Annotated in this window: 17 protein-coding genes; 8 read left to right on the forward strand and 9 right to left on the reverse strand. The window is 61.1% G+C overall.

What is annotated here, in order from left to right; translation table 11 throughout:
- Positions 1–187: 187 nt before the first annotated feature.
- From ACVWXD_RS12860 to ACVWXD_RS12870, 3 genes are all read left to right on the forward strand, one after another.
- Positions 188–1,126 carry an AraC family transcriptional regulator gene (locus ACVWXD_RS12860; protein WP_095185977.1) on the forward strand — a complete coding sequence of 313 codons (939 nt, stop codon included), beginning with the start codon at positions 188–190 and terminating at the stop codon, positions 1,124–1,126.
- A gap of 155 nt (positions 1,127–1,281) precedes the next feature.
- Positions 1,282–2,229: a nucleoside-specific channel-forming protein Tsx gene (locus ACVWXD_RS12865; RefSeq protein WP_457371094.1), complete on the forward strand. Its 948-nt coding sequence runs from the start codon at positions 1,282–1,284 to the stop codon at positions 2,227–2,229.
- 16 nt (positions 2,230–2,245) lie between these two features.
- Complete coding sequence (locus ACVWXD_RS12870; RefSeq protein ID WP_122681444.1) at positions 2,246–3,274, forward strand: purine-nucleoside phosphorylase; 1,029 nt, start codon at positions 2,246–2,248, stop codon at positions 3,272–3,274.
- A gap of 67 nt (positions 3,275–3,341) precedes the next feature.
- On the opposite strand, the gene ACVWXD_RS12875 is transcribed toward ACVWXD_RS12870, so the two are convergent.
- The 3 genes from ACVWXD_RS12875 to ACVWXD_RS12885 form a co-directional block, all read right to left on the reverse strand.
- Complete coding sequence (locus tag ACVWXD_RS12875; protein WP_457371095.1) at positions 3,342–4,301, reverse strand: quinone oxidoreductase family protein; 960 nt, start codon at positions 4,299–4,301, stop codon at positions 3,342–3,344.
- Between the two features lie 31 nt (positions 4,302–4,332).
- Positions 4,333–4,506, reverse strand: a complete 174-nt coding sequence (locus ACVWXD_RS12880; RefSeq protein WP_457371096.1) for a DUF1427 family protein — start codon at positions 4,504–4,506, stop codon at positions 4,333–4,335.
- 89 nt (positions 4,507–4,595) lie between these two features.
- Positions 4,596–5,360: an AraC family transcriptional regulator gene (locus tag ACVWXD_RS12885; protein ID WP_095185980.1), complete on the reverse strand. Its 765-nt coding sequence runs from the start codon at positions 5,358–5,360 to the stop codon at positions 4,596–4,598.
- Positions 5,361–5,476: 116 nt separating this feature from the next.
- Here ACVWXD_RS12885 and ACVWXD_RS12890 point away from each other — a divergent pair, with 116 nt between their 5' ends.
- Both ACVWXD_RS12890 and ACVWXD_RS12895 read left to right on the forward strand, forming a co-directional pair.
- Positions 5,477–5,719: a DUF6555 family protein gene (locus ACVWXD_RS12890; RefSeq protein WP_032885356.1), complete on the forward strand. Its 243-nt coding sequence runs from the start codon at positions 5,477–5,479 to the stop codon at positions 5,717–5,719.
- Between the two features lie 16 nt (positions 5,720–5,735).
- Positions 5,736–6,008, forward strand: a complete 273-nt coding sequence (locus tag ACVWXD_RS12895) for a hypothetical protein (protein WP_032885357.1) — start codon at positions 5,736–5,738, stop codon at positions 6,006–6,008.
- Between the two features lie 52 nt (positions 6,009–6,060).
- Here the strand turns inward: ACVWXD_RS12895 and ACVWXD_RS12900 are convergent, their stop codons facing one another.
- The 3 genes from ACVWXD_RS12900 to ACVWXD_RS12910 all read right to left on the reverse strand — a co-directional run bounded on the left by ACVWXD_RS12900 (position 6,061) and on the right by ACVWXD_RS12910 (position 7,266).
- Positions 6,061–6,231, reverse strand: a complete 171-nt coding sequence (locus tag ACVWXD_RS12900) for a metallothionein (protein WP_095185981.1) — start codon at positions 6,229–6,231, stop codon at positions 6,061–6,063.
- 89 nt (positions 6,232–6,320) lie between these two features.
- The gene (locus ACVWXD_RS12905; RefSeq protein WP_032885358.1) at positions 6,321–6,773 is read right to left on the reverse strand and encodes a DMT family transporter; all 453 of its coding nucleotides are present in this window, start codon (positions 6,771–6,773) and stop codon (positions 6,321–6,323) included.
- A 4-nt stretch (positions 6,774–6,777) separates the two neighbouring features.
- A complete protein-coding gene (locus ACVWXD_RS12910) occupies positions 6,778–7,266 on the reverse strand; it encodes a DMT family transporter (protein WP_457371097.1) in 489 nt (162 codons plus the stop codon).
- A 118-nt stretch (positions 7,267–7,384) separates the two neighbouring features.
- Here ACVWXD_RS12910 and ACVWXD_RS12915 point away from each other — a divergent pair, with 118 nt between their 5' ends.
- Complete coding sequence (locus tag ACVWXD_RS12915) at positions 7,385–8,317, forward strand: LysR family transcriptional regulator (protein ID WP_095186030.1); 933 nt, start codon at positions 7,385–7,387, stop codon at positions 8,315–8,317.
- 1 nt (position 8,318) lies between these two features.
- Here the strand turns inward: ACVWXD_RS12915 and ACVWXD_RS12920 are convergent, their stop codons facing one another.
- The 3 genes from ACVWXD_RS12920 to ACVWXD_RS12930 all read right to left on the reverse strand — a co-directional run bounded on the left by ACVWXD_RS12920 (position 8,319) and on the right by ACVWXD_RS12930 (position 12,109).
- Positions 8,319–9,638, reverse strand: coding sequence for an Nramp family divalent metal transporter (locus ACVWXD_RS12920; RefSeq protein WP_032885360.1), 1,320 nt, complete (start codon positions 9,636–9,638; stop codon positions 8,319–8,321).
- 40 nt (positions 9,639–9,678) lie between these two features.
- On the reverse strand, positions 9,679–11,232 hold the full coding sequence (locus ACVWXD_RS12925) for a DUF726 domain-containing protein (RefSeq protein WP_457371098.1): 1,554 nt from the start codon (positions 11,230–11,232) through the stop codon (positions 9,679–9,681).
- Positions 11,233–11,326: 94 nt separating this feature from the next.
- Positions 11,327–12,109 carry an AraC family transcriptional regulator gene (locus ACVWXD_RS12930; RefSeq protein ID WP_032885362.1) on the reverse strand — a complete coding sequence of 261 codons (783 nt, stop codon included), beginning with the start codon at positions 12,107–12,109 and terminating at the stop codon, positions 11,327–11,329.
- Between the two features lie 103 nt (positions 12,110–12,212).
- Between ACVWXD_RS12930 and ACVWXD_RS12935 the strand changes: the two genes are divergently transcribed.
- Together ACVWXD_RS12935 and ACVWXD_RS12940 are read left to right on the forward strand one after the other, a co-directional pair.
- Positions 12,213–13,127 (forward strand): EamA family transporter, encoded by a 915-nt coding sequence (locus tag ACVWXD_RS12935; RefSeq protein WP_457371099.1) that lies wholly within the window; start codon positions 12,213–12,215, stop codon positions 13,125–13,127.
- A 107-nt stretch (positions 13,128–13,234) separates the two neighbouring features.
- Positions 13,235–15,043, forward strand: a complete 1,809-nt coding sequence (locus tag ACVWXD_RS12940; protein ID WP_032885382.1) for a monovalent cation:proton antiporter-2 (CPA2) family protein — start codon at positions 13,235–13,237, stop codon at positions 15,041–15,043.
- Positions 15,044–15,067 lie beyond the last annotated feature (24 nt).

The following is a 15,067-nucleotide window of genomic DNA, read 5'->3' on the forward strand; positions in this document are numbered from 1 at the left end:
TTGTTGTTGAGCACCGATTACAGCAGCTTGGCCAAGCCCTCACAAACGCCTGGCGAATGCGCGGCTGATACTTTTTTAACCGCACACTCAGGATCAAAAAAGTATCAGTGCCGGGCGAAAGCGGGGGTAGCCTGCCCCGTGCAAACCCGCGTATTTTGGTGTAATCCAACGCACAAGAGGCAGCACCATGCCCGTCAGCCGCGCCGAACTGTTCGAGCACCGCCCCGCCGAACTCGAAGTGATCTTGCCCGAACCCGACCACTGCTTTCGTTGGTTCGAACACGATTACCCCTATGATCTGGCGCGCTGGAACCACCATCCCGAATTTGAAATCCACCTGATCCGCCAAGGCACCGGCAAGCTGGTGGCGGGCGACTATATCGGTGCATTCAGCGCCGGCCATGTCGCATTGATCGGCCCGGACCTGCCCCACGACTGGATAGGCGAACTGGCCCCCGGCGAACACTTGAGCGGGCGCGATGTGGTGCTGCAATTCGATGGCGCCGCCCTGCTCGCCCTGCGCAATACCCTGCCGGAACTCGGGGATTTGCAGCCGCTGTTCGAACAGGCCCGGCGCGGCCTGGAGTTCACCGGTGACAGCGCCGCAAAGGCTGCGCACCTGCTGGAAGCCATCGGTAGCGCCCATGGCCTGCAACGGCTGATCCTGTTCCTGCAATTGCTCGACACCTTGAAAAACGCGCCGCCCATCCAGGTCAAGGCACTGGCCAGCCCCTGCTACGCGCCCACGCTGGATGCCCGCAGCGCTGAACGCATCAACAAGGCCTTCGACTACCTGATGCGCGAACTCACTGGCGACGTGCGCCTGTCGGTCATCGCTCAGCAACTGGAGATGAGCGAACCGGGATTCTCGCGGTTCTTCAAACGCAACACCGGCCACGGTTTTATCGACCTGATGCGCAAATTTCGCGTGCAGCGCGCGTGCCGGCTGTTGCTGCACAGTGAGCGGTCGGTGGCGGATATCTGCTTTGAAGTGGGCTACGCCAACCTGTCCAATTTCAACCGGCACTTTCGCATCGAGATGAACCAGACGCCGAGCGAATATCGCCGCGACACCGCGATGCATCTGTTCAATCCCATTGAAAAAATGACACCCAGTCATTTCTGATCAAAAGGCCGACTAATTTGTCTTTTTCCTAGGCCATTCAAGCCATTGGGCAAAGTTGGTACAGCCTGTGCAAACGTTTGCGGTACGAACTTGACCGCCAAGTTCCCCCTTACCTGAGCAATCGGGTTCAAACCGCGTACGAATAGGGACTTTCAATGCACCTCACCTCAAGGCCTCGCGCCTGCTTTGGTGTTTCCTTGCTACTGGCCGCCGTTACGGGAGTACTCAGCACACCCATTTTGGCGCAGGAAACACCTGCCAATGACTCAGCACAGGGCGAAACCCTCAGCCCTGAAGCCACACAATCGAATAAAGGCCCTTACCTGTCGCAATGGTTCAACCAGGACCTGACGCTGATCGGCAGCAAAGACATCAGCTTCGGCCCCAAGCCGTCCGATGACATTTACCTGGAATACGAGTACTTCGGCCGCAAAGGGCCCTTCGAGCTGTATGGCTACATCGACGTGCCGAAGATCCTCGGCATTGGCAACAGCAACGACAAAGGCGCATGGGACCACGGCTCGCCGGTGTTCATGGAGCATGAGCCGCGCATCTCCATCGACTACCTGGCCGGTCGCAGCCTGGCCATCGGGCCGTTCCAGGAATGGTACGTGGCGTTCGACTGGATCTACGACCACGGCAGCAACAAGGAAAACCGCGCCAACACCCTGTACAGCGGCCTGGGCACCGACATCGACACCCACTCGCGGGTCAACCTGTCGGCTAACTTCTATGGGCGCTACCAGTGGGAAAACTACGGTGCCAGCAATGAGTATTCCTGGGACGGTTATCGCGCCCAGATGAAGTACATCGTGCCCATCGGCAAGTTCGACAACGGCGCTTCGCTGACCTACATCGGCTTCACCAACTACGATTTCGGCTCCAACCTGCACAAGGACAACCCGGCGCGCACCGCCAATTCAATGGTGGCGACCAACGTGCTGCTGTACTCGTTCACCCACCTGCGCTTCACGCTGGTCGGGCGCTACTTCCATAACGGCGGCAACTGGGAAGATGGCAGCGAGTTGAATTTCGGCGAAGGCAACTTCCGCGCCCGCTCCGATGGCTGGGGCTACTACGCCGGTGTCGGCTACCAATTCTGATCAAGGAGCATGTGAGATGAACACGTTTACCCGTCTATCGATGGCCATCGGCATGGCCCTGTTGCCGCACCTGGTGCTGGCAGATACCCCGGCACCGATCAAACCCAAAGTGATGCTGATCACCATGTTCGCGCCCGAGGCACAAACCTGGATCGACCGCCTGCAACTCAAGCAAGAAGTGCGCGTGCCGGGCCTGTCCGCCGAATACCCGGTGATCCGCTGCAACACCCAGGACGTTTGCCTGCTCGTCACCGGCATGGGCCAGACCAACGCTGCCGCCTCCACCCTGGCCCTGGCGTTGTCGCCCAAGTTCGACCTGCGCCAGAGCTACTTCCTGATCGCCGGGATCGCCGGCATCAGCCCCAAGCACGGCACCATCGGCACCGCTGCCTGGGCGCATTACCTGGTGGAGTTTGGTACGCAGTGGGAACTGGATTCGCGCGATGCGCCCAAGGACTGGCCGACCGGCTACATCGGCATCAACACCAAAGGCCCCAACGAAAAACCGCCGCTGGACTACAAGACCGAAGTGTTTGAGCTCAACCCCAAGCTGCAAGCCAAGGCGTTTGCCCTGTCGCAGAAAGTCGAGCTGACGGAAAGCAAAGAGTCGACGGCCTGGCGCAAGCACTACCCCGCCGCCCCGGCCAACCAGCCGCCGCAAGTCACCCGCTGCGACACCCTGGCGGGCAACACGTGGTTCTCCGGCACGCGCCTGAGCGAACGCGCCGAGGTCTGGACCAAGCTGCTCACGGATAACAAAGGCGAATACTGCACCACCCAGCAGGAAGACAACTCCACCTATGAGGCCCTGCTGCGCGCCAGTCGCGAGGGTTTGGTGGATATTCAGCGCCTGGCCGTGGTGCGAGCAGGTTCCGACTTCGACCGGCCTTACCCTGGCTACAGCGAGGTGGATAACCTGCTCAACTATGCGGACCAGGGCGGGTTCGTGCCGGCGCTGGAAAACCTGTATCGCACGGGCAATCCGCTGGTGCAGGCAATCCTCAACAACTGGTCAGCCTGGGAAAAAGGTGTTCCCGACGCGTGACGATCCCTGTGCCGGCGATGGCGTGCTTAGGGCCAATCGCCGGTAAGCCGGCGCCTACGGGACCGTATCAGGGCAGGAAGATAATTTTGTCTGCACTGCCCTGGTTCACGTCTTCGTAGCACTGCGTCCCTTCGGCCAGCGCCACTTCGCGCAGGCCGACCGGCAGCGGCAGCAGGCCCTCATCAAAAAAGCGCCCGAACTGCTCCAGCATCACCGCGCACTGCTCGCAGCTGTAGAGCAATGAATTGATCCCCACCACCGAACCTCCCTTGCGGTACAGCGCCAGAGCCGGCAATTGCACATGACCGTCCACGGGCGCAGCAATGATGGCGATACGGCCAAAAGCCGCCAGACCCGCCACGGCGGCAGGCAGCCAGAAACCGGTGGTGTCGAAGATTACGTCGGCGCCGCCTGCGAACACGGCATTCACTTGCGAACCCAAGTCCTGCGGTTTAGCGAGGCTAATCGCCTCGAAACCTTGCGCCTGCAAAACCTCGACCTGCTCAACCCTGCGCACCGCCGCCAGCACCCGGGCGCCACGGATTTTCGCCAGGGCCAACGCCGCACTCCCCACGGCACCGTTGGCGCCGATCACCATCAACCGCGTGCCTTTGCCCACACCGCTGCGCTCCAGCGCATCCCAAGCGGTGGTGTACGGCACACCCAGGCTCGCCGCCTGGGCAAAGCTCAAATGCGTAGGCTTATGGGCCACGCCCTTGGCAGACACCGTGAGGTATTGAGCGTGGGAGCCATCGGCAAAAAAACCAAGATCGCGGCCGGTGCCCCAGACTTCCCGGCCAACCAATGCCTGCGGGCCTTCAACCACCACGCCAGCAAAATCGCGACCAGGAATGCGTGGCAGCGTGGTGTAAGGGAAGCGACCGAGCACGTTCTTTACATCGCTGGGGTTGAGGCCCGCAGCCTGGATTTTTACCAACACTTCATCAGCGCCCGGCACCGGAGTGGGAACGTCGATAAAGCTGAGGGTATTGAGATCGCCAGTGGCGGAAAATTGCAGGGCTTTCATGGGCAGTACATCCATCGAAAAGAAAAAGACTTCAGGACAACCAGGCACTGACCAACTGTCGCCCCATGGGCCACAGTTTTTCGCCGATCAACATGCCCATCAGGCCGACAAGCGCGATGGCCGGCGGCGCGGGTGAGCGAAAATCCAGCGCACCATAAATCAAGCCGACAAACAGGCCAATGGCGAGGGAAATCAAGTAATTCATGGGGGCAGCGCCGTGTGGGTTGGTGGGCTCAGTGTAGGGAGCCCCTCCCGCTGGCATCGGCCAACTGCTTCAGCGATTTCGGCCAAACCTCAGCCGGTGTAGTGCGAAGGGGCCACACCGAGTTCGCGGCGGAACATGTCGCTGAAGCTGCTCGGCGAATAACCCAGGGACCGCGCAATCCCGCTGACCGACTGACCCTGGATCAACTCCGCCACCGCCGTGGCGAGTTGCACTTGCCGGCGCCATTCGGCGAACCCCATGCCCAGGTGGTTCTGGAACAGCCGCGCCAGGGTACGCACGCTGGCACCGGCCACCTCGGCATGCTGCTCGAAGGGGATCACCAGGGAAGGCGCAGCCATGACCGCCTGGCACGCGCTGATCAGTCGACGGTCGGCTTCAACCGGCATGGCGATGCGGATCCGGGAGCGACGCGCCCGCTGCAACTCCAGCAGGGCCAGGCCGACCACCGCGTCGTAATACGCACCGTCGCCGCTATCGCCCTCCTCCACCAGCGTGACGATCAACTCGCGCAGCAACCCACCGACCTCAATCACCTGCACCTGGCTGTCCAGCGTCGCCGCCAAGGCAGGACGCAGGTAGATATTGCGCATCTGCAAATCCGACACTACGCGAATCCCGTGCTCGACACCCGGCGGCAGCCATACCGCGCGCTGTGGCGGCACCACCAGGGCTTCGCGTGGGGTCTCGACCCACATCACGCCGCTCATGGCGTAAAGCAATTGGCCCCACTCGTGCCTGTGGGGTTCCACATACCACCCACGCGGGTAAGTACGCGCCAGAGGTTGCACGGGGACAGCGTGATCACTGAGGTCAGGTGGCGCGGCCAGGGCCATGGGACGTACGTCAGTCTAGGATGAGCCACCATGGTAATGACCACCGCCCGACAATCCGAGTGAATTTTTGGCGTTCGTGACGATCACTTGCTTACACCACCAGGGTTGATGGGCCGATGAATAACGCAAAACTGTTTGTGATCGATTACACCCTCCATGGCGAGGCCAAGTCATTCATTATCCGCCTGGAAAAACTCGATGCCGCCGAAGCTTGGCATTGGGCAAGCTGCGATGCCGGCGTCGGTCGTATTGGCCGTTTCGCCCGGGAGCAGGTCAAGAAGACCAGCCAGGTTCAGGCCGAGAAATTCGGCATCACCAACGTGCAATGGCGCCGCTCGGACGCGCGCGCCCAGGCTTGATCAAGGAGAGATACCCATGAATGTATGTGGCCAGGTCAATGGCAAGGCTCGGATTGATTACACCCAGGACACCCTGTTTGGCCCACTGGCCAGGCATGTGGAATGCCAAGTGAGCGTGCAGCGCAAACCCGACAGACTCGTACTGAAGGTGTTTCAGCCGCTCCCGGATGATCTGCATGCAGCGAAAACGGTGGTGTTTGCCCTGGAGGGACGGCGGACCAGCGGGGTGGTCAGAGGTCGGCAGCGCCTGTCTGACCATAGCCTCCGGCTGGAGTTGGAAACCCAATAGCAGCTAACAGATAGATCAAATGTGGGAACGGTTTTGACCGCTCCCACCGCATTCAACCGTTGGCCGACTTGGCACACTCGCAGCCCGTAGCCGCAGCGCAGGGTTCACCATGGGCATGGTGCTCGGCACAGCCCTGGCAGCAATAGCCCTTACCGTCTTTCATCACCGCTTCGACACCCAATACACATTTGCAGTGTGGGCAGGCACAGGTTTGATCTGGCATGGTCAGACTCCTTCATCATGGTCGTCTCGGTACGGCGAGCGCCGGCACCTTAAGCAATGACTGCCGGCTCACGCAGATCGTTCAAACCATCAGTCGGTGCGCGTATTGCTGCGATACATGAACACCAGCGCCAGCGCCAGGCACACCATCGCCAGCATGCGACCGCCCGACAATTCGATGGCAGGATTGCCCAGCCAGCCGAAGTTATCGATCAGCATGCCCATGCCCAACTGCCCGGTGATCACCGCCACAGTGGCCACCGCCGTGCCGACCACCGGCACCGCACCGACCATCACCATCATGTACACCACGCCGAAAAGCGCGCCGGTCAGCTGCCATTTAGGCACGTCCAAGAGGCTCAACGCCTGTGCCGGTTCAAAGAAGAAAATCAACAGCGCGGTGGTGAGCGCGCCTACGGCAAAGGTCAGCAAACTGCTGCGCAACACACCCACCGTCTGGCCCAGGCGACCGTTGATCGCCGCCTGCACACTCAATACCGCACCGGCCGCGATGACCAGTACCAACAACAGAATCAGATTCATCGTCTTACCCTCGTGCGATCAGAACAAGTGCCACCACAATCAACGCCAGCGCGATCCAGCGCTCTCCATTGACTCGCTTGCGCGTCGTGCCGAACCAGCCGAAATGGTCGATCAGAACGCTCTTGCCCACCTGTCCTGACAGAATCGCGATCATGGTCATCGCAATACCGATGTGCGGCGTGGCCAGGGTCAGTACCACCACGTACATCGGCCCCAGAAAACCGCCGATCAGCTGCCAGCGCGGCAAGTCCGTGAGCGCCGGGCCTTTTTGCGGACCGCTGAACAGCAGCAGCAAATACAGAATCGCCGAGCCCAAGCCGAAGATGCTCAACGTCGCCCACAGGTGCCCCACCTGCACGCCCAATGGGCCGAGCAAACCGGCCTCCACCGACAAGCCCATACCGGCGAGGATCACCAGCGGCAACAACAGCAACCGCAGAAGGTTTTTTTTCGGCGTGGCGTTCGCCACACCCTCGATAGAACTGGCCTGCATACATCACCTGCGCATCAACAAATGGATTAATGGCGCGCATTATCCAGTGGCCGTCCTGTGCGATAAATGGGAGCATGCCAACAACACCTTTGCGCAAAACGCACAGCTTGGAGCCATGATGCAAGGTTTGAACGAGTTGAGTTTCAAGGCGCTGCGCCTGTTCGTCGCAGTGCTGGACCACGGCAGCTTCTCCGAAGTGGCGCGCCGCGAAAGCCTGGCGCCCTCCTCGATCTCGCGGCAGATCCAATTAATGGAGCAGGCCCTGGGGCAACAGTTGTTGTATCGACACACCCGCGCCGTCAGCCCCACCGAGGCTGGGCGCCTGCTAGGGCGGCACGCGCGCCTGATGCTCGAACAACTGGAAGCCGCCGGCCAGGCCCTGCAGGAACAGGAAAGCGAGCCCAGCGGCCTGGTGCGTATCAATGCGCCGATGGTGTTCGGCCAGCGTCACCTCTCACCCTGGCTGGGCGAGTTGTGCCGCCGCTACCCCAAGCTGCAACTGGATATCCAGCAAACCGACACCTACGTCGACCCTCTGCAAGATGGCACCGACCTGCTATTTCGCATCGGCGTGCTCAACGACTCCGGCATGCAGGCACGTATCTTCGCGCCCCAGCGCTTTCGCATCGCCGCCAGCCCTGCTTACCTGGCGAAGCACGGCACGCCCTCGCACCCCGATGAACTGATCAACCACCAATGCCTGGCGTACAAGGGCATCACCGGCCAACAACGCTGGTTTTTCCGCCGCGACCAGGGCGACTGGACGCCCTACAGCGTCAAAGGCCCGATCACTGGCAACCACGCCGACACCCTCACCCACGCCGCCGAACAAGGCCTGGGGCTGGTGGTGTTTCCATCCTGGTTGATCGGCGAAAGCTTGCGCGCCGGCACGTTGCACGCGGTGCTGACGGAGTACGAAGTGGCGACCACGCTGGAGCCGCAGCAAATTGCGGCGTTGTGGCCAGGGAGCCGGCGCTTGTCGCTGAAGGTGAGGACCGTGATTGATTACTTTGTGGAGTGTTTTGGGGCGGTGCCTTATTGGGATCGCTGACTCAAAACACCCATTGCCCAATCAACCATGCATTCGCCCCACTGATCACCACAAATAGAAACCACACCAACACCCTGGTGGGCAGGCTATTCACAAACGGTCCCATCAGCTGCTTGTCGCCAGTCATGCGAATCAGCGGATACAGCGCAAACGGCAGCTGCAGGCTCAGCACCACCTGGCTCAGGATCAGCAATTTGCCGATGGCATCGTCACCCATCAGCCACACCCCGAGAAACGCCGGGATCAGCGCCAGCCCCCGGGTAATCAGGCGCCGCTGCCAGCAGGGAATGCGCAGGTTCAGGTAGCCTTCCATGATCACTTGTCCGGCGATGGTGCCGGTAAACGTCGAGCTTTGCCCGGACGCCAGCAAGGCGACGCCGAACAGGATGCTGGCAAAGGCGCCACCCACCAACGGATCGAGCAGGTGGTAAGCATCCTGGATTTCCACCACGTCGGTGTGGCCGGTCTTGTGGAATGCGGCGGCGGCGAGTACCAGGATGGCGGCATTGACCAGCAGGGCCAGAGCCAGGGAGCCGATGGTGTCGATGCGCGCCAGCTTGACCGCGTCCTGTTTGCTGGCCAGGTCTTTACCGATCAGGCGAGTCTGCACGATTGAGCTGTGCAGGTAGAGGTTATGGGGCATCACCGTAGCGCCCAGAATGCCGATGGCCAGGTACAGCGGCGCGGCATCGCTGATGGCCGACAGTGACGGCGTGAAGCCGCTGAAGACGTCCGGCCAATACGGTTTGATCAACACCAGCTCGATAAAGAAACACACCCCGATGGTCGCCACCAACGCCAGCATGATCGCTTCCAAGCGGCGAAAGCCTCGGTTTTGCAGGGCAAGGATCAGCAGCGTGTCAAAGGCCGTGATCACAATACCGGTCGTCAGGGAAACGCCCAGCAGGAGGTGAAACGCCAGCGCGCAGCCGAGCACTTCGGCCAGGTCGGTGGCAATGATGGAGATTTCCGCCAACGCCCATTGGGTGCGGGCGGAGCGCTTGCTGTAGCGCTCGCGGCATAGCTGCGCCAGGTCTTTGCCGGTGGCGATGCCGAGTCGCGAGCACAGGCACTGCACCGCCATCCCCGCCAGGCTGGCCAGCAGCACCACAAACAGCAGGCTGTAGCCGTAGCGCGAACCGGCCTCGATGGCCGTAGCCCAGTTGCCCGGGTCCATGTAGCCAATGGAGATCAGCAGGCCGGGGCCGGCAAACATGAGGGCACGCTTGAAGAACGACGCCTTGGGATCAACGGCGACAGAGCCCGCCACTTCCGGCGGGCAGAACGGGGCGGTAGCAATTTTCGGCAGGCTGAATTTCACGCGGTATCCCAGGCAAACACACTCGACAGCGCGCAGCTTATCAGTCGGACGCGACCGTGCGCATCACCGTGTCCCGTGGCAGGTCAAACGCTTCCACCACCTGCACCACGAGGTCCATCTCCTGGTTCAGCGCCTCACGCTCCATGCGCTGGCGAATCACACCGATCACCAACACCGCCAGGGTCGTAATCGAATACGCCGGACCGGAAAACGCCCGAACACCACTCACCAGCAGCATCGCGGCCGCCAGTGCCTGCCCCACCACCGGAATCGCTGAGGCCGCCCCACGACGCAGGATAAACCCGGTCAGCCCCGCCAGCGCCGTGCCGCTCAAAGCCGTGGTGGCCGAGCGCCCAACATCGAAACGCTTGAACAGGCCCTGCTCTTTTTGCGCGGCCGCCTTGAGCTCGGCGTCGAATACCTGCCGGTCGGCATTACTGAGCTTGTCCTTGTACTGCTCGATCAGCTTTTGCGCGACCTGGGTTTCGATCTCTGCCAGCGCAACCGTTTCAAGCGACTCGTCAAACTTGATCCCCAGGCGCTGCGCCACGTCTTCGGCGATCTGGCGATAACTTACGCCATGCCCACGAGCCAGGTTCATAAAGCTATCGCCGCCCATGCGCTGTAACTCGATGGCCAGTTTGAGCGGCTCGCGCACCTTGGCATCAATCGATGCACTGCGCTTTTGCGCCATCAGTTCGGCGAGGAATTTCAACTCCTCCGGCCGCGCCTGCACCAAGGCTGGGAACAGTTCCACATCCTCCTCGGCAAAGCGCACCTCGCTGCTGCGCTGGTCGGAGCGGATCATGCCGCGTCGCTCGTGCAACAGGTCGGTGTACTGCACCACCGTCTGCAATTGCGGCCAATAGGCGGCGTGATCGAAGGTAGCCAAGTGCACATTGGTGATCTTGGCCTTGAGTGCCGGCGTCACCTCAATTGCATAACGACCAATGCAGCGCTCGGTGTCCGGCTTAATGGCCAACGCCCAATCCTTGCTGGAGTGGCAGTTGATCAGCCGGCCCTTGAGTGGCGCCGACACCTCATCCCACGGGCTCGACGTGCAGATCGCCCCGCCCATCAGCAGTAGATTGTCCAACGGCAGTTCCCGCGCGGTTTCAGGGCTGGCCAGGAGGCTCTTGACCAGAATCCGCGCGCCCAGGGAATGGCCGATCAGGTTGATACGCCGCGCGTTCAGCGACTCACCGTGCAGGTAATCCGCCAGCTCCGGCAGCAAACTCTTGGCCACTTCGTCCACCCGCGCCTCGACGCTTTTGTAGTGGTCGAGGAAATAGGCAATCGCCTTGCCCACGCCGACGGTCGCTGCGCCGACACTGCCGCCGCCGAGCATCGCGCCGATCACGTCCTTGAAAGGCGCAAACAGGTTTTCCAGGAAGTGCCCCGCGGGCCAGAACAGCATCAGGTTGGTGGAGCCTTCGATGCCCGCCAACTGCGCCTTGAAATTGCCCAGCTGTTGCCGGTTGAAAAACGCCGAATAACCGTGAACATAGAGATTGAGCACGTCACCCTGAGGCTCGCCACACAGTAGGAATGTGGGCTTGCGGGTGCGGTGCATTTCATCCCACTGGTGTTGCATTGGGCGGTAACTCCGGGTGACAAGGGTGGGCGATAGTAACAAAGGCAAGGCCCAAGGGAGGTGAATCCTGACCGACGTGGCAGCAGCAAAAGCCTCAGAACTGCGCGCCAGCCTTTGAGTTCGCCAGGTAGCGCGCCGGAGAATCCCCCAGGTTGCGCCGGAACACCGACGTGAACGCACTGGAACTGCTGAAACCCAACCCGAGCGCCACCTCGGTGATGGAAGCGCCATGGCTTAGCCGCGCAGTGGCTTCCAGCAGGCACACCTGCTGACGCCAGGACACAAACGTCATCCCCGTGCTTTCCTGGAAATGGCGGGTGAACGTGCGTCGACTCATGTTCGACCACTCAGCCATCTCGTCGAGGGTGATTTTTTGCGTGGGCGCCTCCAGGAAACGCTGACAGGCCCGCGCCAGCCGTGGTTCGCCAGGCAATGGCGCGCTGAGGGGCACCTCAGGCATGGCTCCGATTTCATCAATCAACAGCGTCAGCACGCAGCGATGCCTCACATTAAGTGGCATCGAGGGATCGATAGCCAGCGCCGCCTCCAGCAAATGCCTGAGCAAGGGCGACACTTCAAACACCTGACAGCGCGCTTGCAACCCCGCGCGCAGGACGGCATCGGCGTTCAGGTAGGTATTGAGCATCACCACCTCCCCGCGCATCTGCATTTCATGGGGCACACCACCGGGCACCCAAATCGCCCGCTGCGGCGGCACCACCCAATTGCCGAGGTCGGTGAACATTTTCAACGCACCGGTGGAGGCATAGGCGAACTGCCCACGCGCGTGCGTGTGCCGCTCGAAAACGGTGCCATTGGGGTATTCGCGTAGCGTCACCACGGCGTCAGGGCTGGAAAAATCAAAGGCTGGAATCATGGCCCGATCTTGTCAAAAGTTGACCTGACATAGCAAGCGGGCCAATCGAACTGCCCCTAACATCAACGCCCTTAAAGAAGCGTCATGACCTAGGGAACATTCCATGCTGAAAAAACACTTGGCGCTAGCCGTGCTCGTCACCCTGGTGTGGGGAGTGAATTTCCCCATCACCCAATTAGGCTTGCGCTCGATCGATCCCTTTGTGCTTACCGGCATCCGCTTTGCCTTGGCAGCCCTGCCCCTGGTGTTCTTCATCAAGCGCCCCGCCGTCAAGTTCAGCTACGTAGCCGCCTACGGTTTTATCTTCGGGATGGGCATGTGGGGCGTAATCAACTACGGGATCCAAATCGGTGTGAGCCCTGGTATTGCTTCATTGATCATTCAACTCAGCGTGTTCTTCACCATGGGCTGGGGTTTTTTACTGTTCAAGGAGAACATCCGCAAGGCGCAGATCGTCGGCGCCTTGCTGGCGCTCAGCGGCCTGGCGGGCATCATTTCCACTCAGGAAGGCAACCACGCCGTCCTTGGGGTGATGTTGATCGTATTGAGTGCGCTGGCCTGGAGCGTGGGCAACGTCATCATCAAGAAGTCCGGGGTCAAGGAGATCTTCTCGTTCATGGTATGGGCCAGCCTGTTTCCGCCGATTCCACTGTTCCTCATTGCCTGGTGGATGCACGGCAGTAGCCCGTTCGAAGGCTTGAACGCCAGCCTCGACCTGGCAGCGATACTGTCCATCCTGTTCCAGGTGTACCTGGCCACACACTTTGCCTACTGGGGCTGGAACTCGCTGCTAAAACTGTACCCCGTGTCCACAGTGGCGCCGCTGTCGTTGCTGATTCCCGTATTCGGGATCAGCAGTTCGATGTTGATCATCGGTGAGCACGTTTCCACGCCGAACCTGATTTCGATTGCAATCATCATCGTCGGGTTGGCGGTGGGCTTGTGCCGCCGGCCATCGACACTCGCGCCTGCCGGACTATCCTTGCGAAACCTCAGCAAGAAGCGCATTGCCCGTTAAAAACCGCGACACATCGGCCTGATACGCAGCAAAAACACAATTTTCAAAATGTAAAAAGCGCTCTAATACACGCCTGATGACTGGTTTTGAAGATCCTGGAGTTCGCAATGCCCCATGAAGGCAACCTGTTACAAGCAGCCGTGGTGTTCCTGCTCGCGGCCGTGCTGACCGTGCCCCTGGCCAAGCGCCTGCAATTGGGCGCGGTGTTGGGCTATCTGTTTGCTGGTGTGATCATTGGTCCATCGGTGCTGGGCCTGATAGGCAACCCGCAAAGCGTGGCGCAGTTTTCGGAGCTGGGAGTGGTGTTGCTGCTGTTCATCATTGGTCTGGAACTGTCGCCCAAGCGACTGTGGGTGATGCGCAAGGCGGTGTTTGGTGTCGGCCTCGCCCAGGTGCTGTTGACCGGGCTGGTCATGGCCGCAGTGGCGCTCTGGGTATTTGGCCAGGCCTGGAACAGCGCCATCGTGCTGGGCCTGGGCCTGGCGCTGTCGTCCACCGCGTTTGGCCTGCAAAGCCTGGCCGAGCGCAAGGAGCTCAACCAGCCCCACGGCCGGCTGGCGTTTGCCATCCTGCTGTTCCAGGACATCGCGGCGATCCCGCTGATCGCCATGGTGCCGCTGCTGGCCGGCAGCGACCACCCGACCACCGAAGCCCAGGGCGTGCAACACGTCCTGCAGATCCTCGGCAGCATCGCTGTGGTGATCATTGGCGGGCGCTACCTGCTGCGGCCAGTGTTTCGCATCGTCGCCAAGACTGGCCTGCGCGAAGTGTCCACTGCCACCGCGCTGCTGGTAGTGATCGGCACAGCCTGGCTGATGGAACTGGTGGGCGTGTCCATGGCCCTCGGCGCCTTCCTCGCCGGCCTGCTGCTGGCGGATTCGGAATACCGCCACGAACTGGAATCCCAGATCGAACCGTTCAAGGGCCTGTTGCTGGGACTGTTCTTTATCAGCGTGGGCATGGGCGCCAACCTCAGCCTGTTGCTCAGCTCGCCCCTGGTAGTGATCGGCCTGACCCTGCTGTTGATCGGTCTCAAGCTACCGCTGCTGTACGCCGTGGGCCGGATGGTGGGCGACCTCAATCGCGAAAGCGCCCTGCGCCTGGGCGTGGTACTGGCTGCCGGCGGTGAATTCGCCTTCGTGGTGTTCAAGATCGGCCGCGACCAGGGCCTGTTCGAACCCCATCTCTACGACATCCTGGTGCTGACCATCACCCTGTCCATGGCCGTGACGCCGCTGCTGTTGCTGGTGTGCCCGAAGCTGTTCAAGCCCAAGGTCAAGCCGGTGGAAGTGCCCGAGGAGTACCGCGCCATCGAAAGCGATGCGCCGCGTGTGGTCATCGCCGGCATGGGCCGTATGGGCCAGATTGTGGCGCGGATCCTGCGCGCCCAGAACATCTCGTTCATCGCCCTCGACACCTCGGTGGAAACCATCGAACTGACCCGCAGTTTCGGCGGCATGCCGGTGTTCTACGGCGACCCGCAGCGCCCCGAGATCCTGCACGCGGCCAAGGTCGACCAGGCCGAGTTCTTTGTGATCGCCATGGACGACCCGGAGATCAACATCAAGACCGCCGAGCTGGTGCGCACCCTCTACCCGCACATGAAAATCATCGCCCGCGCACGTAACCGCCAGCATGTGCACCGCCTGGTGGACCTGGACGCCTCGCCCGTTCGCGAGACGTTCTACTCCAGCCTGGAAATGAGCCGCCGCACCCTGGTAGGCCTGGGGTTGACCCAAGCCCAAGCTGATGCGCGCATCAACCGGTTCAAGAACCACGACCTGCAAGTACTCGCTGCCCAGCACGCGGTGTACGACGACGCAGCCAAAGTGATGCAGACCGCCCAGGAAGCCCGTACGGAACTGGCGCGGCTGTTTGAGATGGACAGACTTGAGGAAGAGTCCGACAAGGTGTGAGGCTAGCGATGAACGATCTTGCGA

It is taken from the genome of Pseudomonas sp. TE3911 (assembly GCF_054062775.1).